This is a genomic window from Acidisoma sp. 7E03 (assembly GCF_054665075.1).
Genome location: NZ_BAAFHE010000008.1, coordinates 1 through 21,319, shown reverse-complemented (window position 1 = coordinate 21,319; position 21,319 = coordinate 1). Strand labels below are relative to the sequence as shown.

Sequence of the window (21,319 nt, the reverse complement as noted above, 5' to 3'; positions counted from 1 at the left end):
GGATTAACCGGTTGTGACTCGAGGCATGCGGAGTGCCGGAGAAACCTAACCACCTATTTGTGCAAGTCCCCCTGACCACACCTGTGAGCCGGTCAGCGCTGCGATAACCTCCGGGCCATGCTCATCAACGCGCCATGACCAAGCACCTAACTGTTGCCCCATCAGCAACGCAGCGCGCTCTGCCTGCATCGGCGGCGGCGTCAGAAAGTCCAATCTATTCTCAGCCTGGTTATAGCGGAACACGGGGTCGCCGCTGGCCATTGTGTAGCCCACAATGATCCAGTTCCAAATGTCACGGTTAGACGGCTGCCATAGCGTTGCCTCCCGGCCTTGAATATCAAGCAGCACATGCCTGTTGGTATAACCGCTACGAACGATCGCGGGATAGAAGCCATTGCCTTCTACGCGCCGCCAACGGCCCTTTGGCGGCTCGGCTGAGCCGAAGAATTCCGATCGGCCGCTCAATACGGCGACGCCTTCAGGCTCGTCCAACGAGTAACGCGAACCGCTCGACGTCAGAATTCGGGCAAAATCGGTTAATGTGGATGCGTCACCATCGGATCGATCGGCGCCGCCCAACTCGACCAAGATATCCCGCCAGGCGGGACGTCCCAATTCCTCCCGTAGAGTCGTTGCAACTGCACTGTCGCCAGTGGCTTCGGCCCCTCTAGCGCGGCGGACGATCTCGGTCGAAGTAAGGCTTATGCTGCCGAGTAACACGTCTCGGCTACCTCCCCAATGAATGCGCCGGGGCGACGTTGCCACATACCCGCGGCCGGCACCAGTTGTCAGTTCGTCGACGTCTCCGGCAAACACGAGCAGCCGTAGGGCGTCTTCAATCAGGGCACGCAGGACGCTCTCATCAATCCCAAGCGGGCGACAGGCTTCGTTGAGCCCGCTTGTGATGCGCCCCCTGGTGACAAAGCCGCCTTCGATCACGGCATCACGGATGTGTGCAACAATACTGCCAAGCAGCGGCACTCCTTCTTGGTCGCTCTGGAGATTGATCGCTACCGCCCAGTCATCTGCGTCGCTCATTCATCGGTTCCAAGAGCAATCGCGGCCGACACCGCGGCATCGAGGCTGTCGCGTGCTGCACGGTCGTGCGCGACGATGATCAAGTGAGAGCGGGCGCGTGTCAGCGCTACATAGAGATCGCTGACGGTGAAGAGGCCGCTCAATCCCGAAAAATCGGCGAGGACGACGACATCGGCCTCGAGCCCCTTGAAACTGCGCGCGGTGCTGACGAGCACGCCCTCGCCTTCGCGCCAGTGCGTTGCGTCATCGATCAATGGCACACCATTGACCTGCGCGACGCCAGCCAACGGTCCCTTTGCCTTGCTGGCGGGGCCGATGATCGCGATCTGGCGTGGCGCCAGCCGGTGCTCGTTGAGGAGTGAGCGCACCTCCTGCATGATCAGCCCGCTGATCGCCGCCGGGTTTGTCGGCGTTATGATCTTCGGCGGTCGCCCCAGCGGGGCCATGTCGAATGGCTCGCTCTCTATATGCGTTGCGGCATTGGCGCACACCACGATTCGGCGCGTATTGCGGCAGTTGACGTCGAGGGCGAAACGGAAGGCGTTGGCGATGGGCGGATCGATCGGGTCGCGCCGCAGGCTTTGCGCCTTGTCGAGAAAGGCCCAGATTGGCCCCTTGCTGTCCCAGAGATAATCGAGCGCATCCCACCATCCGGGAGAGAAATCCTGCGCTTCATCCACCACCAGAGCCGCATAGCGGAAATCTTCGCCATAGAGGTCCATCGCGGCCTGCGCGAGAAGGTCGGGTGCTACCTCATCCCACCAGCGCGCCGGATCGACGTCACTGGCAATGAAGTCAATACCCGCCTCCTTACACAGATTGGCAGCCAAGCGATGGAAATTCTCGACGCGAATCGAACCGCCGTTTTCGACCAGCGCATCGCCCATTTCCTCGCGCACCCATTTGGCAAGTTCGGCATTGAAGCAGGTGAACAGCACCGGCCCCGTCTTCGCGAACGATCGCGCGCGCTGCATCGCCAGCAAGGTCTTTCCCGAGCCGGCCACGCCTTCGATAATCGCGCGCGGATTGGCGTCGAAGCCGCGCAGAACCTGTAGTTGTTGACGTGTAAGCCGAGCCAGTATCTCCGCATTGGCGTCGAGACTTGTTCGCAGCGGCTCATAAACCTGGAACTCGGGCGCAAGGGCGCGCCGAACAGCATCGATCTCTTCGACGGACAACGCTGCCTTGCCCCTGTCGGCTGCCTTGTAAGCACGAACGATGGCGGCCTCGATATTCGGCAAATCGTCCATCGTGATGACCGCCCGCTCGGGCAGATCAATCGGTGCCAGTCCCTTGAAGAGGCAATGCGGAAAAGCCACGCCGATCGCCAGGGTCGTCCGCTCGGCTACCGCTTTGCCACAAATCTGCTCGATCCGGCTCAGGAGCGCCCATTTGCTTCTATTGGCCTGTCGGACGGGATCCTTGATCTCCTCCAGCCCGGCCTTCTTTTGGCGAAACCAGCGACGGTTCTTACAGACGATCTCGCCGCCCTTCGCCTCAAGGACGAGCAAGCCATATTGGCGATGCAGGATCAGGAAGTCGGCTTCGCCCTCACGCGCGGGCGCATTGACGTCGTCGCGCGCCGGATTGGCCCAGGGAAGTGAGTGCATGACGATGAAGCTGGCGCTGAGGCCCGTCAGCATCGCGCGTGCCAGATCGGCTTCCGAGTCGTGCTCCATCGTTTCCGGATCGATGGGCGGGATGAACAGCGCCATCAGGCCACCGCTTTCACGAAGGTCGCGATCAGCTGGACCGCCGTAGCGGGTAGCACCAGTTCGCTGACGCATTCCATATGCTGCGACGCCGCCCGGTAGCGGACCCGCATACCGCCATTGTTTGTCGGCTGTAGAATGCCCACGGTCCATTCGGCGCTGGTCGCCCCGAACGCCTGGCCATCGGTTCGCCGCACCAGATAGATGTCGGACTTCGTCGGCGTGCCCGCGAAGGGTCGGAAGAGGCAGACTGCACCCTTCGTGATCGAGCCGCCCTGTCCATCACCATTCTTGCCCGACAGCATATTGCCAGAGACCCGAAATAGAATGTCGCCCGGTTCCGCCCCCGCGACAGCGAAACGCGGGGTATCGGACGAAGCCGCCAGGTCGCCCGCTATCACCATGGTCGCCGTGAGTTCCGGTGTCCCATCCGTCGCCGGCTTTAGCCCAGGACCGCCATCGACACTGGGAGCCGCCACGGCGAGATTCGAGGCGATCGGCAAAGCACGCAGAACCAACAGAATATCGATTGCAATCGTCTCTCGGCCCTGAGCCAGCGCCTGCGCTCGCGCGCTGCAGGGCCAGTTCTCGCGGAAAGGATGCGAGAGGCAGATCAGCTTGCCCGCGGAATCCAGGAGGCCGCCGTTGAGACGGGTCGTCGGGACACCGCTTTCAGTCATATCGCGCTCCAGCCGATCGAGTGCATAGTCCTCGCGTTCGGGATCGATCGCGAGCGGAGCGCCGTCGAAGCATGTCCTCAGCAGATCGGCGCCGATCCGTCTGTCGAACAGGGCGTGCTCGAACCTGTTCTTGTAAGATCGCAAGCACTGATAACAGCTATCATCGCAAGTGCAGCCTTCGAGCAAGCCGATGGCGTGTTCGACCAGTCGGCGCGGATCACGCGCGGCCGCTTTGACAAAGCCGGCGCCGCCAGCTGCCTGATCATAGAGGTAGAGATCAATGAACTGCTGCGCCCCTTTACTAGGCGCAAAGCGGAAATCGCCATCGATGTCGTTGGGCTCGAGATCCTCGAGTTGGCAAGCCGCGCGACGGAGCGCCTCGCCCGCCGATCGCGCAGCAATGGTGGTCGAAGGCCGGTCGGGGGCGAACTGCCAGTCCGCCGGGAGCGCCAGCCGGAAGACCGCGACGTCGGTCCGGAACTCATTGCCGAGCACGATCCGCGTCACCGTCCCGCTGCACTGCTCCGGCTCCTTGGCGCGGTTAGGTCGCGGCCGGTTATGCGGCTGACCGCTACCTAGTTGCTTCAATGTAGGATCGAAGTCCGCCGGCTCGATCCGGCCGCACTTCGTGCAATAATTGAAGCTCGGATTGGTCGCGTTGAGCGAGCCCCGATTGGTGACGACCAACGTCTTGCTTTCACTCCAGCCTTCCCAGCCAGTGCCGATCGGCCAGGCTTCACCACCGATGCGCGAGGCAGGTTCGAACGACAAGGAATCGAGCGTAGCCTTGGTCGGACGCAACCGCATGCCCGCGTCGAACTCCGGCGGGAGAACAGTAATGCTCGGCGGATGGGAGAAGCCGGGCGGCCGCACCCAGCGACGAGCTGGGCCGAGCGTCGCGCGATTGCCGCAGGCAGGACAGTTGCGGGTCTGCTCGACATAGCCCTGGTCCCAATCCAGCAGATCCGCATAGTTGCAGACCCGACATTGGAAGTAGAGCCGCTTATCCTGGTAGGCTTGGCGACGATCCTCGTCGCGCTCGGAATAGAGGCCGAGCGACAAATAGCGCTGGCCGTCGACCCATACCTCGTGCCCAGGGGCATATTGGCTGAGCGCCGCGTTCAACGCCTGCTGCGGCGCATACCGGCGCTTCGGGTTCCACGGATCGGTGCCCTCTTCGAATACGCTGAAGGTCGCGACGTCGGTCGGAAAGGCGTATTTGGGCAGTAGGGCGAGCTTGAACAGGCGATCGAGCAGCCTGCCATGGTCATCGCCCCGACCTTCCTCCTCACCGCTATCCTCAGCGATCTCATCGTCGACATCGGCATCTTCGACCGGCGGAGTGTCGGGTATCGGCGCATCTTCCTCATCGGCCGGCAAGGGAAGAGTATTCTCCAGCACGACAGGGAATTCGTCTAGCAACGTCTCCGCGTCGAGGGCGGGGCACGAGGTGGTGAACAGACGAACAAGGTCGCCGTGCAGTTCCGCGCGATTGTCGGCGATCCATTGTTTCAAGCCCGATAGCGAGAAAACATCCGCGTCGCCGCTCAGGAAATCGGCCACCGAGCCCAATGATGAGAACACGTCCGAACTGCCGCCCACCGTGTCGATGCGGTCCTGCTGGAACCGCCCGATCAGATAGGCGAATGCCTGGCGACGGGCAATCACCAGATTGTCGAGATTGAGGATCGGATCGGGTGCCGGTCCCGCGACGATCGGCGCGGGATCGCGGAAAAAGCCCTGGTCGTGGCTGTCGGCACCGCAGAACATCACCACGGTTGACAGGCCCGCGCCGCGGCGGCCAGCACGCCCCGCCCGCTGCTGATAGTTGGCGCGGCCCGGCGGGACATTGCGCAGCGCAACGGCGGTTAGGCCGCCGATGTCGATGCCCACCTCCATCGTGGTGGTGCAGCTCAAGATGTCGATCGGCGCCCCGATCTGACCGTCCTGCTCGATCGGAATGTCCTGGAAGCGAAGCTCATAGGCTTCGTTTCGCGACATGGCGTTGGCCATACCGCTATCGTTGAGCGCAGCAGAATGCTCCTCGGCGATCAACTGGTGCGGGGTATAGCCGTCATTCTCGTCGCTGAGCCGCTCCCATAGGCGGCGATAGAAAGCCTTTCGGCTGCGGAACACCGCATCCTGCGACGGATCGATGCGCTTAGCGTCGCCGGTGCAGTAACCGCATTTGTCTCCGATCAGCGGGTTACGCGGCGAAACGCTGGTGCAACGCTCGCACCGGATCCACTCCGCCGTGCCATCTACGTCAAGCATAACCTTTGCGGCTTGAACAAAATACTCGCCGGTGGCTCCGGGGGCGAACACGTCCCGGAGCGCAGGCTCGCATGCCGTCAGATAGTCGCCCTTCAGCCACTGCTTGAGGCCACGTCCTTCCAGCAAAGCTGCGAGTTTCCGCGAGAATTTGCCATTCCAAGCGCGGATGCCCGCCGAGCCTCGGGCGCCTTCGATGTTGTCGGGTGTGTGCTGGAGGCGGATTGCGTGCTTGCGCATCGCCTGCCACAGCCACAGTTCGATGAGTGCGGTGCGCGCTTCGTCCTCGGCTAGACCCTCGATCGCCGGCAGTTGGAGCCCTTCGGTGAGCTTTTTAGCCTCCATCTTGGTGAGTTTGGGCCGCAGCGTCGCTAGGGCGAGCGGGAACAGCCCGGTGTGATCGTCCTGCAGCACCGCGTAGATGCTCTGGTAGACGGACAGCGGCGTTTGCTCGCTGGTTTTGCTAGACAGCGTGCTAAAATCGCTGGTCTCGGCATCCGAATCGCGGACCAAGTCGAGTGCGATCTGGCCGGCACGGTCCATGCGCCCGTCGTCGTCGCCAGCAGGGCGCAATCGAACTTCGTGGCGCGCGGCACCGAACGCGATCGCCAGCGGCGCGTCATCGAGCGACGGCCTGAAGACCGGCTGCCTGAGCGCCGCCATGCCGGTCAGAAGCAGCGGCCGGAGACTGTCGCGGAACGAGAAGGTCTTGAGCGTTCCGGCGAGGCGCGAGGCGGTCTGGCGTCCATCGGAGAAGACCAACGCCTTGCGTCCCTGGAGCGGCGTCTTGCTCTGCGGTCGCGGCGGTTGCTCGAGCACCTGGACAGAGATCAGTTCCTGGAACGGTTGTTCGCCCTTGGTCTGTAGGTCGGAAATACCATTCGCGGAAGTTGGGCCGCTTGCGGCCTGGCAGCGCGGACAAGCATCGAATAGCTTGGGTCCGAGCAAGGGCGGCAACCAGACCTCGCGCACCGTGCCGCCGCCGCCATCGATCTTGCCTGTACCGAAATCGAGAAAGGCCGCCCGAGGAGCACCGGCCTTCTGCGGCATTGGGTCTTCCAGGCAGACATGGATGGCCTCTATCAGGCCGGTCTCTCCTGCATAAGCTTGGCCGTTGTCCTGCCAGAGATGCTCGATCCCGGCGGGTGCGCCGATATTGGCGCGCGCCACTGACAGGCCGCAGGAACGGCAACTGTGGAGTTCATAGACCTGCGAGCCACATGCGCAACTCTGGCGTGGTTCAGCATAAAGCTTGCCGGTGGGACCACCGCGCAGCGCCGCGTCGATCTCCGTGCAGTCCGGATTCACGCAGGCCCATAAGCCAGGCAACCCGCGGAAAAGCATATGGACGCGCGCCGGCAGTAGCGGCGCCGCTTCGGGTGCCGGCCTGGCGAGCGAAGCGAGTTCAAGGAGCGCGTCCGTCGCGGCGGTGCCGACGATGTCGTCAACGCCTGGAAACAGAACTCCCGGGAGATCGGTCAGCGCCCAAGCGGCACCATGATCTTCAATGGGATCACTCTCGCATTTTGCGCCACTTGTGATGTTGCGCAGCCGCGCGAGCGCGGGAAGATCTTGCAGCAGTTCTGCGAGCGCGGCTGGCAAATCGTCGGCGACGGGCTTGAAGCCCTCGCTGTCGGCGGTGCCTAGCAGATAGCGGCGGGTCAGGCTGACACTACCCTCTGGGCATTCGACGCCGTCGACAATTAGGAACCGCCCCGCAGTTTCGACGCTGCCATGACCAACGACGAGCGCTTCGTCGATCCGCGCTCCTGTCCGATCGAGACCGTGAACGGTGACGAGCAGTTCGCCTGCGCCGGCATCGGTACGCGTGACAACTACCGGCGCACCATCGATGTCCGTGCTGACCTGGGCGAGCGGGACGACGAGGCTTGTGCGATCACGCAGCGACGAGGAATGGAGCATCGCGAGCGGCACCTGTGCCAGCGCCTTCGCTAAGGCCCGATCGCCAGTGCCCGCCCCTTCGAACGCGCGCTTTCGGCCGGTCAACGACCGGACCGCCTGCGGATCGAGACCCGAAAGCCCGGAGACGAATTTCTTGGCCGCGTCAGCGTTGGAGAACGAAGCGCTGGTCGCAATGAACACGACGCGCGAGGAGGGCAAGCCGAGCCGGTCGAGCAGGCGGCGGATCAGATAGGCAACTTCGGTGCCGTTAGCTCCGCGATACAGGTGCGCTTCGTCGAGGATGAGGAAGAATTTTTCCTCGGGATGCGCCTCGAAGAACGCGCGCGTATCGCCGAAAATCTCGCGCTCGATAGGTCGGAGCAGCATGTATTCGAGCATCGAATAGTTGGTGATCAAGAGATCTGGGCAAGCCTCCTGGATTTCGTGGCGAGTCAGCAGTTCGGGATCCTCCGGCCGCTCATTGGCACGCAGTGGATCACCGTTGTCGTCTTGCCAATGCTGTCCCGGCTTCCCGTACCAGTCGCGTAGACCATCAAATGCCCCAATATGGCTGTCGGGCTTGGCAGGCCAGCGCCCTTTGTCGCGTAGCGTCCGGACCAGTTCCTGGTCCTTCTTGCTTCCCCCACGCGCGGCGTCCTCGATCTTGAGGTAGAATTCAAGCGTCTTCAGCCGCTGCTGGTCGCGCTTGCCGTCACGCATGCCTGGATAGAGCGTGCGTCCGGTATAACGGCCGAATTTCGCTGGTCGGCCAACGGCGTCGGTGAAAGCCTTCCTGACAGCCGACAAACCGAACAGGGTGCGTAGCCGGCCCAACTGGTCATTGACCAGCGCGTTCATCGGATAGAGCAGCAACGCACGCACTGCGCGTGTCTTAAAATGCTGTGGTCGGTGCAGCGCCTCGTCGGCCAAGCGCGACAGCACAGGCAACAAGAAGCTCTCTGTCTTACCCGAGCCGGTGCCCGTCGTCACAACAATGCCGCTGCCCGCAGCGTTGGGCTGCATTGTCGCTTCCAAGGCATCCGCTTGATGCTCATAGGGCGGATCGAATAGAAGCTGCTCTTCCTTGCTCGCGAGGCTGCTCAGAAATGCACGGACCTTGTCCGGCAGAGCGAGATCGGCAAATCGCCGATCGCCGAGGTAAGCAGGCGTGCTCTCGATGTAGGGTGTCTGAGCGACGCCGCCTTCTCGTAGCAACTGGCGTCGGAGTTCGACGACCTTCGGGTGCGAAAGATGGTAGGTGGCCTCAATGTATGAGGCCAGTGCCTCGCACATATGATCGATTTCTGTACGCACGAGGCCTCCCCTAGCTCCTATCCCGCAATCTCAATGGCCGAGAACTTCCTCTCTGCCGTCGCCCTCGCCGCCATACTCGCGTTCTGGCTATGATTGAGTCTGGAGCCTAGCACATGAGCGAACGGCCTCAGCAAACCGCCGCAGACTCCAATAGGTCATCATCCGACGGGGCGTGGAGACTGGACTGCACGCTCCCTGGACCGAGACGCGCCATCGCCTCGAGGGTCTCTTCTCGTTGACATCGAGCTGCGAGCCACCGTTGGCGCCAAGCTTCGCTGATAGCTGCCGACGTCTCCGTTCGGAAGTCTGCGGCAGCCATTCCAAGGAGCGCGTTGCGAGAACCAACCCCGAGTTCACACGCGTAGAAGAGCCGCGGGGTGGCATGGTGGAGGATAATATCACTGTCTAAACCCAGAACGTCGAGACCCTCACGTATCTGCCGCAAGCGCGGGCTGGTCCCTTCACCAAATCGATTGTTGACCCTCCTCAAAACATGCTGAGTCTCGGCCATCGAGCGAAGCGCCTGCGCAGTTTCGGCACCGAGGTGGAGCGTGCCGAACCCGCCGGTAAAGCTTTTGCCTATCGCGCCCCAGGATACGTCCGCGCAAAGCCCTGGGTGATGCGCCGCCTTGAGAGATAGCCGATTATACTGGCTCGACCCCACGCCATAGAGGCTCGTGGTGGTGAGAATACGAAGGTCGGCAGGTTTTGAGACCGGGCGGCCAGCCATCTGCGACGCGATCACACTGATCTGAGCGCTGTAGCGGTTGGAATAGGCATCGTGAACCTCGCGTGAGGCGAGAAGGAGCGCCACCAGCTTTCCGCCGAGGATTTCGTTGTAAGGGGGGATCGCGCCGCAGATGCTCACATCCGCGACGCGGCTTGAGAGGCCGGCTTTCCGGCATTCTGCCAGTACGATGTCGATGGCCCGCTGCCCGCTACGCGCGGCGAGTAGCTGATCGAGCGCTGCGGAGGGATTTCTGCTGAGGCCAACTGCCCGGAACATCTGCTTTGCGAAGAGAAGCTGCGACAGCACCTCGGCTCGCTTGCGGACAAACAAGAGATCTTCGGACGCGCCCCGCCAATCGGCATCGTGTGCGGCATGTTTCAAGGCTCCCCGCATCGGCGTTATCTTTTCGCCGGCTTCGCGATGAGCCTCGTAGTGCGCGCGGAGCTCTAAATCGCGCGCGAAGGCAGCCCCTGATGCCTTCTGTTCCAACCGGAGAACCGTGCTCTCGGTCGGCTCCGCAATTTCCGCGGCAGTCGCGAGATCGTCCCACCGAATGGCGGCTATCGACTCCTCGAGGCGAGCGAGCAGTGCCGCCCCGAGTGCGGACGGCTCCCAGCTTCCGTCTCGAAGGCGCGCTTCGGTCTCTTCCCTCAGCCATCCGATCCACTTGTCACGGACACCGACGCGCATAACAGGACTCGCCAGCATCGCGATGCCGATCACCGGACGATTTTGACGTGCTGCGTTACGGATGAGGATCAGCAGCTGGCGGCCCGGGACAGGGCGATACTCGTGCGCCCAGGTGTGACGGAAGTAGCGCCAGATATCGATCAGCGGCAGGCCGGTGTTCCTACATTTGGCTCCGGATTGGCAAATCTCGACGACAGGATCGACCACGCCGGCGAGCGCGGCGGCACGTTCGGCTCCCGGTAGAGCCGAGATGCGCCGAAATTCCTGAGCCAGGTCCGTACCATTGTCGACAAGATCGAGCACGGAACTCCGAACGCCAGGCGGTCGTGCAGTGCGCCGCTCCATGCGACGAAGGAAGGCTGAAACTGAGGGTTCACGGAGTTGACGCTGACGAGCACTCTGCAGCGCAGCGCGAACCCGAGATTTGACATCGTCAATAGTCTGGCCATCCGCCTGTGCAATACCGGGCGGCTCAAACAGGATTTGATCCTCCTGAACTGCAACTCGCCAGCCCTGTTCGAAGAGGTCCGCTACAAGAAGGCAGACGGCTCGGAGCTTCTCGCTTGAACCGTCGTCAATATAGCGGCGAGCGAGCGACCGAAGCGCATCGGCAAAGCTAGGCGGCGGGCCATCGCCAAAATCCAAGAGTAAATGGAGTTTTTTGCGCTCATCTGGCGCTAGGAAGGGAGAGAAGGCGCGGGAACGACCCGGGCCAAAATGATCTGTGAGCGCCACGTTCACCAATTCGTCCCCCTTGCTGTGGCGCATTTCGGGATTTCGCAGATTAGTGCCAACGTTGCGCATTCCATGCTAGTGCCTCTTGAAACATACATTTAGCCGCGTCACCCTGCACGTACTACTGGGCTTCAGGTTGAGTTTAGGGGATGGCCCAAACCTTTTGCCCAGTCTTCAAGAAGCGTTGCATAATCTGATCGATGCCGCCGACCAGGCTTGTCGGCAAGGTCGCAGATCTTGGTAACTAATCCTCGCAAAGCACGAGCGATCTCCACACTGGTGGCGGCCCCGTTGAGGAGTGGATGGTTGTCATTCGGAAGAAGAACCATTCCGTCACCGGTCAGCAGCGGCACCTTATCTGCAACTCGGTCGCTCCGCCGTGGTATCAAAGTTTTCGACGCTTCACCCGAATTCACGGCGTTTTCGTGCTGGGGGTCGACAACGCGTCGTTTCAGCTTAGCCGATCGGACCTTTCCACGGAGTTGCTCGATGGCTTTGTGCAAACCGGCCTCACGGAGAGCATCCCAAATCGCCGCGGAGACCGACACCTGCTGTTTGGACGTGGTTACGCCGAACATTTCGTCCAAGGACGCAGAGAACTCGACCTCAACGCGGATATAACGGTCGTTGTTGATGAACACCGTCCAGGGCGCGCGAGTCTGGATGTCTATCACCCGTCCGTTCCGACTGAAGATTATGCCATGATAACTCTTCAGGATTGGAAAGCGCGCGTTTGCATTAAGCCCAACGGCATCGCGCGACTTGTCGATTGCACCGAAGCTTGGCGGGAGCCACGCATAACGAAGAGAAATTCGACCTTCGCGGCCGGCTGCAGCCGGGTTACGCACCTTGATCTCGATTTGATCGAGAGGACGGGCACGATCTTCATCTAGCGAATAGAGTTCGCACTCGGGAGACAGAAACAGAGGATCTATAGGAAGGATACGATGGCCATCGACGTAAATAGCGGTTTCGGTGGCTAGCTTGTGATAGGTCACGCCAAAGTGGCGGACGAGGTTAGTTCGCATCCCCAGGGTTGTCGCCCAATCCAAGCGATCCAGCTTTTCGATTAGGATGATTGTGCCCGCGCGCCATCCACTCGGGAACGCCTGCCTTAGATGCTCCCGAACGAAAGCAGGGAGCCTGGCGCGACGAGCTTGCGGAAGCGCTACGTCCCCGGCGGAATTGCAGTATTTACCGGCGTCCAAGGCATCCAGATCGAGTGTGACGGCGAAAGGCTCGGCATCGGACACCTTGGAGATTATTGTAAAGCGTCTCCCGATGCTGACCGCCGCGCAGGGTAAGCCGTATCCGTAGCGGCCAAGACCTGTGCGATCATTCTCGCGATGCGTCCCGCCCCACATCATGGCAAGCCGCAGCATCTCAGGCGCCATCCCGTGGCCATCGTCGATGACCGCTAGCCGAGAGGGTTTCTTGAGTGAGGCGCTCTCATCGTAGCCGAACACGAGATCGACGCGCAGCGAATAGGCCTGGATTGAATTGTCGATAAGTTCGGCGATCGCGTCGCTGTTGCTGCGGTAGCCGATGTGTCGGATTCCCCGAACGAATGCCTCCGGAATTGTGAGCCCGATCTGGCTCTGCCGGAGCCTTAAATCCGCATACTTCCGTTGCGACGATAGCACGCGTTCGATTGCGCTCCTCGCTCGAACATCATGCGTGAAACTCATCGTGGCCCCTCCCGTTTCGCAGCATCATTGTTTTCGTCGTCACCCTCAAGCGATTGCGCGCAAACCCTTAAGCTTCACTAGATTGAGCAGCTTGAGAGACGGCCCGTCCGGTCGTTTCTCGCCGCGCTCCCATTTGCTCACGGCGTCCTTCCGGACATTAAGATAGTGCGCGAAAACGGGTTGCGAGACCTTTTCGCGTTCTCGGAGCGCCCGGATTTCGTCGGGCGTCAAAGGTTCGACCGGGGTAAGGCATAGGGCGTCAAACTTACGCATGGTCGCCTTGTCCACGAGACCGGCCTTGTGGAGGCCGGTCTCGGTCTTGTGGGCCGAGGTGAGGATGCCGCCGTCAACCCTTCTCTTTGTCGCTACCATCGTTGTTCACCTCGATCAATTCGCCAGCGGCCTAAGCCGCTTCGATTTGCTCACCCGAAAACCCAAGAAGCACGTCCGCCAACCGCCTTAGTGCTTTCAGTTCCTTGGCCGACACGTTCGCCTTGTCGCTCTTGGCGAACCCGCGGGCGAAGAAGCTGTGGCGCCCAACTCGGAACAGGATGATAGTCCGGAACCCACCCGACTTGCCGCCGCCATCGCGGGCAACGCGCCGCTTGAACACGCCGCCGCCGAGATCGGCATCGTACCGGTTCGCCACCACGTCATCCGGGGCCTCGAGCAGCTTTGCATCGGCCATGCCCGCCTTTCGGGCAAACCGCCTAACCTCCTTGGTGAAGTAAACGCTCATTGCCGGACACAAGGGAGACATAGCTCTTAGGGCTACACTTTTCAAGTGGCCTCGACACGGCGCTCCCGCTCCGCGAACGGTCGACCTAGCCGCCGTTCCGGTCGGCGATCAGGGCTAACATCCAGGGCCAGTTCGATCTCCTAGCGACCTTGTCGGCCGCCAGGAGCAAAGCCTTGTTGAGGTGTACATAGCGCTGGGTGACGCGTCGCCCAGTGTGGCCCAACAGGCCCGCGATCGTCAGCTCGGAATAGCCCATGTCTCCGGCCACACTGGCGAAGGTGTTTCGAAGCACGTGCGGGGTTACATCCTTGAGCTTGGCGGCCAGGCAGAGCCGCTGAAGAACCGGGACGACGCCGACGAAATGGCCGTCGCCCACCTCGGCTGGAAAAACGTAAGGGTTCTCGTTCTAGGCGCTGGATTGGCCGAGCAGCAACTTGAAGGCCGGCTGACCAATGGCGCGGAGATGGGCGCCGCTCTTGGTCGTGGGAAAACGCACGCATGGGGCTTCCGGATCGATTCAGCCCCGCTCCAGCGTCAGGACCTCCATTCGGCGAAAACCGGTGAGAAGCATTATGCGGATCGCCGCCAACGCGACCGGGCTCTCCTCGTCGGCTTGGCGGATCGCCTTCCCCAGTGCGATGATCTCTCCCATCAAAAGACGTCGTTCGACCCTTGTTTGTTGATTTCCGTTGAGATCTGGGCTCCGAACAAAGCGTGCACGGACCCTGTCCGATCAAGTCTATCTAACTGTTTCAATTAGTATTTTGTTCTGCCTGTGAACCCCGTATTGGAGGACACTTCATCCAGCCTGTCTGAACCCAAACTTCGTGGTGTCATCGGAGGACGCTCGAGATCTAAGCTTATAACCTGCACGCTTTATGCGGAAGAGCCCAGGTCTCAGCGAAAATCAACAGCCTCGCGGTTCGCGCATGAGCCGGCGCCGGCTCTGACGCGCTTCGCCAAATCCTCGCCGCGGCCCTTCGTTGATGGCATCAAGGCTGCGCGCGACAAGATTGTGACGCGCAGAGACGAGAACCGCAGCGACTTCCGTCGGAAGCGCGGCTTTTCAAAACCGAGACGGCGAAGATCATTGAAACGGTGCTCGCCGAGGAGGGCCACAAACCTGAGACCGTTTTCGTGCAGGGCATCACCGCCGTCGCCCGGCACAAAGCCCATCTGGAGGCGCGGTCAAAGAAGCCGCTAGACGGCGCAGCCTATTTGTCTAAGGCCCGCAGTGGTGGAGTTGCGCATTCCGGCTTTCACCCGCTCCTCCGTTACCGGCGGATTGGTAGTCAGTGGCCCGCTGATTGGTAGTCTCCGGACCTTTTGTCTATTTAAATTAATGGTTTAGCAGTTCCGCCCTTGGAAGAAGAGGGCGGAGCCTTGTTCCGCGACGGGTTGCGGGCTGAGAGAGTGGGTTTTTAGGCCCCGTAGGAGCATCGACGGAGGGCTCTCGCTTTCGCCATTTCTCGATGGTCGTGCGGCTCTTACGCCGAACCGTCTCGCGAAGGCCCTTACGCTCTCTCGAGGCAGCTGTAATGCCCGACGGACCGCCTCCGTGGTGCGTACACTTCCGTGTATAATCTGGCCAATAGATTTTCCCTCAAGGCATGGTGACGGTGTTTACCACCACACCGCGGGATCAACCCCCTGATCAATCTACATCCTGAGAGAAATCACTTGGTGGTTTCGATTCCAACTGCTTTTCGACGTTGAGCCTTTCCTTTCTTTGGTTGATGAGCTCCCGCATCCAGTCTGGAACACGATATTTCACACCGTTGTCCGAATTAAGCGGTCGGCAATCGGGATAGTCTAGATTTTCATCCGTCAGTTCCATCTGCGATCTCCGCAATTGAGCAATGTCGCTCGCGTGTCCAGCCAATTCTCTTTCAACGCAAGAGAGGTAACGGAACTAAGCAGCTAGTCAAATCGCGGATACCTCTAGCTCCAACGCCAGTCACCGGCATCACGCAGCATCGCTTACCGACTCAGCGACGATCTCGGCGGGAGCGGCAGGCCCGATTTTAGGATTGCGCGCGCAGCGAAAGATTGCCCGCCTCGCCATCTTCCCTGCTCCGACCCGAATTCCGCACGCACATATTTCGTCCACTCCCTTAGCTTCCAGGCTACAGGTGCTGCACCGGAACATTCCGTCGGATTTCATCAGGATCCTCGAGAGACAACCTTTGCAGCAATGATCCGTCAAATCCCACTGACCCATTGGGCGCCTTTCCAATCATCAACGAGCCGGAAGCCGCCCGGACCGTAGTAAGCATAAGTTCCAACAAGCTTAGAGACGCCGAATGAACGATCTCTTTGATCCCCGATTCGGTGATGATCACCGCTCGTTCGCGATGGAGAGCACCGCAGAGCCTCGGTCGATGCCCCTTTGCGTCACAACCAATGCCACCATCCGTCCGGCGGCGGAAAGCCTCATAGTGGCGGTTTGCGCAGGAGATACAAAGCCTGTGGCCGTCCCGCGTGTTGATGATGCGGTCCGACATCGTGGTGCAGCGCGGGCAAATTTTCTCCAATGCAGCTCTGAGCCGTGCGATTGGTTCGACGACCTTGCCAGCGTATTCCGCACCGATCGGGCAATTTTGGCATTTGCTGCGCGCTTCCCAAGGCTGCGGCGGATTGCCGGGCGTGTTAGCCGACTCCCAAAGCCTAATACAGCCATGTCTCGTCAGCCTCATTTCGTGCGGACCACAATAGAAAACGGATGTTGCTGAGCCCGCTCCGGGCTGATCCACACCTATGCTACCGTTTTGACTCAACATGCTGCCCCATTAGCCGCCCCGACAGGGCTTCCAGCCTCGATTGAACTACGCACCGGCGTCTCGAGTGGCCTAGATGGCCCGCATCCTGTCGAGTAAATCACAGAGACAAGTTCGCGGTAACGCTTGCCGTGTCTTGCTGCCGTCGTCTTCACAGGAGGTGTCCTTGCAAGCGCGGGAATAGCGGCATTCACTTTGACCAGTTGGCGTGTCATTCGTTAGCCCGCACCGTATCACGACCCAGATGCTAAAGGCCAGATGGACATCTGGGAGGCAGCCAGCACCGCACGCCAATCATTGGGTAACTCAAAAACTCTCAGTTTTGATAAGGAATTTTTTCTCTCGTGAGACAAAAGGTGTAGATGTGCCGTGCGACTCACTTCCGTCCCATGAAGGACATACCCCAAGGGGCCAAGACCGCGCGTTCTTTGTGCGTCTTGCTTGACCTGGAGTTGGCGCTCCCTGTTGCTGCCGCCGCGCCGAGCTGCCTCGCTACGCATATCCAGCTTAGGATTATCTTTCATAGACGCCGCAAGCCGCAAGGGGTTTTGACTTGAAAACTGGGGCAGCGGCACCTGCGCAAATCCTACATTGCGCAGGTGCCTTCTCTTTACATCCAGTGCCTCTCCAATTCGATATACATCGCCAAGTGCGCGCGGCCCTTCGGGGTGACGTAGCAGATGGTCCGGGTGTGACTTGGGTGCTTTTGATCCTGGTTCTCGATATGGGTCAGCAGGCCCTGGTTGATCTTGTCCTGGTAGGCCCGCCAGGGCGCACCGTCTCGGACGCGGAAGACCCATTTGTGATCCCGAAGCCAGGCGAAGAGGTCGGACGGCCGCATCTTGAGCGCCTTCGCGGTGTCCGTGATCGTCTCACTCCCCTTCCGGCCGGCCAGGCGTTCGAGTGCAGCGGCGCGGGGCTCCGTGACGGAAAGCCGCTCTTCGAGGGCGATCACCCGCTCCGTGTAGCCGAGCAGCGCCTGCCGGAGGGCGCGGGGATCATCAAGCCGGGGCGCGCGGGCCCCGGTGACCATCGCATCGAAGGCGCGGATCACCGCCAGGTGGAAGGCCGGGCTGATCCACATCGCGTAAGCGTAGACGAGCTCTTTGACGACGAAGGTGCCCTGATCCGCTCCGCCCTTGGTGGAGGAAACGGGCGATACCGGATTTCCGGTATCGGTCACTTCCACGACAAGCGCCCGCGTCGCATCAGTTGCGAGGAAATACGAAGGCCCGTGCTTCTTCGCCGCGCCGGCAGCGCGGTGGCAGTCATTGAGGCAGTAGCGGCCCTCGGCATCGCGGCGGATCTCGGTCCCCCGGATGGCCAGCGGGATCAGGGCCCCGGCGATCGGGGGCGCATAGCTGGCACCGGACACATGGCCAGCGTGGTCGAACAGATCAGACATCGGTCAGGCTCCTTTGGTTGTCTCAGGGGTGTGGGATGGCGTCCCATTGAGGTGAGACGCGAGGCGCGCAGCGCGGTCTTCGAGCAGCTGACGAAGGACCAGGTTGGTTTCGCTCTGCGCAGCCAATTTCAACGCTTTAAGGCGGTCTGCGGGGTTCAATTCAGACCGTGGGATGGGCGTCTCATTCGTCCCACGGCCCGTCCCACCGGCCGGCATGGCCGAGGCCCGAGCGGGCGCCGTCGCGGCCTTCCAGCGATCGCGGAAGCTGTCCAGGATCGCCTGCACGGCTTCGGCATTCTCCGGCTTGCCGTTCTCATCGTCCGGCGGGGGCAGCGCGGTGGCGGCGAGGACCGTGCGCAGCCCATGGCGCAGGAGCTCGAGCTTCCGGGCCTCCGGGCGGAGCACCGCCATGATCGACTTGAGCGACGGCCAAAATTCGGAGGTCTCGGCGACGGCGCGCGCCGACTCCCGCGTCAGCACAGCAGCAGGCACGCCCTGCAGGGCTTCGAGGAGCAAATTGAGGCGGTCTTTGAACTCTTTCTCCTCAAGCGGCGCGCCGACCAGGCCATTGACGACGAGCCCCCACATCCGAAGCCGCTCGGCATCGGGCGGGACGCACATGCGCTCGACCGCCTGCAGCTTCTCGGTCGCCTCAGGCAGGTGCTCGGCGATCGCTGGCACCAGCATGAACTGGCGGCCTTCCGCGGCTTCGGCGCAGAGCGCAGCCAGGCCTTTGCTCAGGGTGATGTCTTTGCCGGCGACGGACGTCCGCGCGAGGGCGCCAGAGGCTGCAGGGCGAGCGACAAGGGCAGTCATCGGGCTTCCTCCCATTCCGAGGCATCGATGATGTTGAGATCAGGGCTGGCGGTTTTGGCGGCGGCCGGCGGCGCACGGCCCACCAGCGCGGCAAATTGCGGGTCATCGTGCATCCAGGCCATCCGGCTCTTGCGGGCGGCCGGGCGCTTCCCCTTGGTGTCGCAGGCCCGCATGAGCCAAGCCTCGGCCTCGGCCAGCGGGTGCATGCTCTGCGCCTCGTAGAGCTTCATCATCACCATGGCGCAGTCGTCGCCGGCGAGGCTCAGGAGACGGCCAAGGAAGCTCCGGCATTTGCCTGCAGGCTTGCCGGTCAGATGAGCGAGGATCGGCAAGCCCTGCTGCCAGAGGATGTCTCGGGCACCTGGGGGAGGCTTACCTCCCCCTGACAAACCATCCATCCCCTGACCCGCCTCAGAGGGCCCATCCGAAGGATGGGAATCTTCCTTTTCTTCTCCTTCTCTTCTCCTTTCACCCGCGACGATAGTTGTTTCAGAAACGCTGCTGAAACGCGTTTCGTCCCTGCTTACTTCCTCGGACGGATGCTCCTCGCGAGAGCGGCTCCGCCAATTTTGAAGCCGTTTCCTGTCCCCCTCGCGCTTGAGGATGCTCCGGGAATGTTTCTCAAAAGCCTTGATTGCCACTTTGCAGAGAAGAGGATGATAAAGGCGCCCATCGCTGCAAAGAATGAACTCCCTGAGCACAGCCTGCTTGACCGTGAGAAACTTCCTCACGTTCGACCCGAAGCCGGCGAAATATGCGAGCGCCTTGTCCGAGCTCGGAAGGCTAGCAGCCGGTTTCTGCTTGTAAGCCTCGTACAGAAGCTTGATGTAAGCTCGAAACTCGACTGCGGTTCCCTCGATATAGAGTTCAGAGCTGAACAGCTGCTCACCGTAGAGCGGCATGAAGTAGTACCCTTGCAGCTCGCACTCAGGCGGCGTCAGGGGTTCTGGGCACCCGTCGCCAGCGGGCCCTCTTGTATGATCGGTCACCATCTCGCAGTTGGCCTGATCTACTTACGAATTCGAAGGCGTGCTATCGCGCAGGGGAAGAGCTTCGCTCGTGCTGTTCACCGGGGCGCTAAGCTTGCCTTCGGCCCAGGCTACCGCCTCGCTCCAGCGATACAGGACAGCGCGAGCGCCGAACTTGCGGAAAGGAGGGCCGCCACCGCGGACCGCCTTCGTTGCCAGCGTCTGAGAGGTAATAGGGTATCCGAGCCCATTCAGAGCGCGCGCAAGCTCCTTGCGGCTGAGGAGGGCGCCACCTTCGATAAACTGGGATTTGCTAGTATCTGCCGCCTTTTCGTTGTGCATAGCTTTCATCAGCTCCTGATTGATGGAGCCGAATCAATATGCAGAGCCGGACCGCACGTCGTCTGGGAAACCACGAGCTTTTTTGGGGGGTCCTTTCCCAGAACACGCTGTGATCAGCTCCTGCCGCCGGATTTGTATGCGCTGGCCGCCTTTCTCAATGCTTCCACTTTCATAGGCTCGTATTTGAGAAAACATAGTGCTTCATTTACAAGCTTAGCACCCAACGAGGGGCCTCGATGGTCCTCCCAATACCGGCACGAAATTTTTAAATGTTTCTCAAATATGGAAGGTAAATCCTGACCAAGAAGACGTCCCTGTGGTGTCCCATTATCAGGCAAGTCCTCCGCTCTTATAAGAGGCGCACGCATCTTCCAATGCTCTAATTGCTTTCGACTATCCGGCGCCGCAGCAATGATTGCCTGCATTCCTTCCATTAGTATTGCCATCAGAACCGATGGATGTGCCGTTCGTAGTTGCCGGCGAAGGCTACCGAGGTCGAGAGACGCGTCATCCTCTTGCGCAAGGCCATTCTCTGATTTCGGCCGAGGACCATCCGCCCGGATAGCGACGAGTCCGCTACGAATCGCTTCTCCTGCATAGAAACGCACCATGGCAGCCTGCAGCTTCGCCCGTGCCTTCCTCACTGAGGCGATCGCTTCATCGAAAGCATCCAAATCCGCCTGTATCACACGAAATGTCGCATCGTCTAAGCACAGCCAAAACCTGAAGTCCGCCTCCTCAATGTCTTCAAGAAGGGCAGCTCCGTCGAACTCAGGCGGAACATCGACGGCGCCCGCTCGCAGTACCAACTCCCGTCCCTGATCCTGGCGGGTGGTCAGATTTTCCGTCATGAGCGAAGGCCCAGCGCCGGAGACACCGCCCGATCGCCTGGAGTGATTAGATCGCCCGTCAATCGGGCAATCTGGCGTCCCACTTCGTCGGCGGCCGATAGCAAGACAGTGTCTGCTGTGTGAATGTATCGGCGGGTAACTGTGGTGCCTTTATGCCCGATGAGCGTCGCAACTGTTGCCTCTGAGTAGCCCAGATCGGAAGCGACGCTTGCGAAGCTGTGGCGCAGAACATGGGGCGTTATATCGTCAGGCAAACCGCTCAGCTTGAGCAGGCGACGGAAGAAACTTGGGAAACCTGACATCAAACCGTCCCCCCTCGATGCCGGGAAAACGAGAGCCTGGTGGCCCCTGCGTCCTTGTGCCGCGAGGATCTCGCAAGCTGCCTGCGGCAGCGGGCGAATAGACAGGCCAGTCTTCGTCTCCTGCAACCTCGCGGTTTGCCTCCCAAGGTCGAGGTCCTGCCAACGGAGCGATATTGCCTCACCGCTGCGCCAACCAGTGAGTAACAGGAATTGAGTGGCCGCCACTGCAGGCGGCCACAGGTTGGATGCGTTGCGTAGCCCGTTCCCTAGGGTTGGGACTCATAACCAGTAGCTGACGACCGCCGCGATGCAGACAGCGGCGTGGAAGTTTGTGGCGAGCCGGTCGTAGCGTGTGGCGA

Annotated in this window: 16 protein-coding genes and 1 pseudogene; 1 reads left to right on the top strand and 16 read right to left on the bottom strand. The window is 61.0% G+C overall.

Annotated elements, in window-relative coordinates; all coding sequences use genetic code 11:
* Positions 1-45: 45 nt before the first annotated feature.
* From ACYQ6W_RS13340 to ACYQ6W_RS13305, 8 genes are all read right to left on the bottom strand, one after another.
* A complete protein-coding gene (locus ACYQ6W_RS13340; protein WP_459675893.1) occupies positions 46-1,038 on the bottom strand; it encodes a hypothetical protein in 993 nt (330 codons plus the stop codon).
* Positions 1,035-2,753 carry a nuclease-related domain-containing DEAD/DEAH box helicase gene (locus ACYQ6W_RS13335; protein WP_459675892.1) on the bottom strand — a complete coding sequence of 573 codons (1,719 nt, stop codon included), beginning with the start codon at positions 2,751-2,753 and terminating at the stop codon, positions 1,035-1,037. Before ACYQ6W_RS13335 ends, ACYQ6W_RS13340 begins: the two co-directional genes overlap by 4 nt.
* Positions 2,753-8,917, bottom strand: coding sequence for a DEAD/DEAH box helicase (locus ACYQ6W_RS13330; RefSeq protein WP_459675891.1), 6,165 nt, complete (start codon positions 8,915-8,917; stop codon positions 2,753-2,755). The genes ACYQ6W_RS13335 and ACYQ6W_RS13330 overlap by 1 nt, the downstream gene beginning before the upstream one ends.
* A 127-nt stretch (positions 8,918-9,044) precedes the next feature.
* Positions 9,045-11,141 (bottom strand): Druantia anti-phage system protein DruA, encoded by a 2,097-nt coding sequence (locus ACYQ6W_RS13325; RefSeq protein ID WP_459675890.1) that lies wholly within the window; start codon positions 11,139-11,141, stop codon positions 9,045-9,047.
* Positions 11,142-11,203: 62 nt separating this feature from the next.
* A complete protein-coding gene (locus ACYQ6W_RS13320) occupies positions 11,204-12,760 on the bottom strand; it encodes an ATP-binding protein (protein ID WP_459675889.1) in 1,557 nt (518 codons plus the stop codon).
* Between the two features lie 45 nt (positions 12,761-12,805).
* Complete coding sequence (locus ACYQ6W_RS13315; RefSeq protein ID WP_459675888.1) at positions 12,806-13,132, bottom strand: helix-turn-helix domain-containing protein; 327 nt, start codon at positions 13,130-13,132, stop codon at positions 12,806-12,808.
* A gap of 31 nt (positions 13,133-13,163) precedes the next feature.
* Complete coding sequence (locus ACYQ6W_RS13310; protein WP_459675886.1) at positions 13,164-13,499, bottom strand: type II toxin-antitoxin system RelE/ParE family toxin; 336 nt, start codon at positions 13,497-13,499, stop codon at positions 13,164-13,166.
* Between the two features lie 85 nt (positions 13,500-13,584).
* Positions 13,585-13,791 (bottom strand): hypothetical protein, encoded by a 207-nt coding sequence (locus ACYQ6W_RS13305; protein WP_459675885.1) that lies wholly within the window; start codon positions 13,789-13,791, stop codon positions 13,585-13,587.
* On the opposite strand from ACYQ6W_RS13305, the gene ACYQ6W_RS13300 reads away from it, so the two are divergent.
* Positions 13,792-14,259: a hypothetical protein gene (locus ACYQ6W_RS13300; RefSeq protein ID WP_459675884.1), complete on the top strand. Its 468-nt coding sequence runs from the start codon at positions 13,792-13,794 to the stop codon at positions 14,257-14,259.
* Positions 14,260-14,396: 137 nt separating this feature from the next.
* On the opposite strand, the gene ACYQ6W_RS13295 is transcribed toward ACYQ6W_RS13300, so the two are convergent.
* The 8 genes and pseudogenes from ACYQ6W_RS13295 to ACYQ6W_RS13260 all read right to left on the bottom strand — a co-directional run.
* Positions 14,397-14,675, bottom strand: a complete 279-nt coding sequence (locus tag ACYQ6W_RS13295) for a hypothetical protein (protein WP_459675883.1) — start codon at positions 14,673-14,675, stop codon at positions 14,397-14,399.
* A 478-nt stretch (positions 14,676-15,153) separates the two neighbouring features.
* The gene (locus ACYQ6W_RS13290; RefSeq protein WP_459675882.1) at positions 15,154-15,336 is read right to left on the bottom strand and encodes a hypothetical protein; all 183 of its coding nucleotides are present in this window, start codon (positions 15,334-15,336) and stop codon (positions 15,154-15,156) included.
* A 1,550-nt stretch (positions 15,337-16,886) separates the two neighbouring features.
* Complete coding sequence (locus tag ACYQ6W_RS13285) at positions 16,887-17,681, bottom strand: phage antirepressor KilAC domain-containing protein (RefSeq protein ID WP_459675880.1); 795 nt, start codon at positions 17,679-17,681, stop codon at positions 16,887-16,889.
* Between the two features lie 3 nt (positions 17,682-17,684).
* Positions 17,685-18,497, bottom strand: coding sequence for a hypothetical protein (locus ACYQ6W_RS13280; protein ID WP_459675879.1), 813 nt, complete (start codon positions 18,495-18,497; stop codon positions 17,685-17,687).
* Entirely contained in the window at positions 18,494-19,399 is a 906-nt protein-coding gene (locus tag ACYQ6W_RS13275) for a hypothetical protein (RefSeq protein WP_459675876.1), read from the bottom strand. Before ACYQ6W_RS13275 ends, ACYQ6W_RS13280 begins: the two co-directional genes overlap by 4 nt.
* A gap of 521 nt (positions 19,400-19,920) precedes the next feature.
* Positions 19,921-20,658 (bottom strand): hypothetical protein, encoded by a 738-nt coding sequence (locus tag ACYQ6W_RS13270; protein ID WP_459675875.1) that lies wholly within the window; start codon positions 20,656-20,658, stop codon positions 19,921-19,923.
* Positions 20,655-21,185, bottom strand: coding sequence for a tyrosine-type recombinase/integrase (locus ACYQ6W_RS13265; RefSeq protein WP_459675874.1), 531 nt, complete (start codon positions 21,183-21,185; stop codon positions 20,655-20,657). Before ACYQ6W_RS13265 ends, ACYQ6W_RS13270 begins: the two co-directional genes overlap by 4 nt.
* Before the next feature lie 54 nt (positions 21,186-21,239).
* Positions 21,240-21,319, bottom strand: a pseudogene (locus tag ACYQ6W_RS13260) (IS5/IS1182 family transposase); the annotation flags it as partial.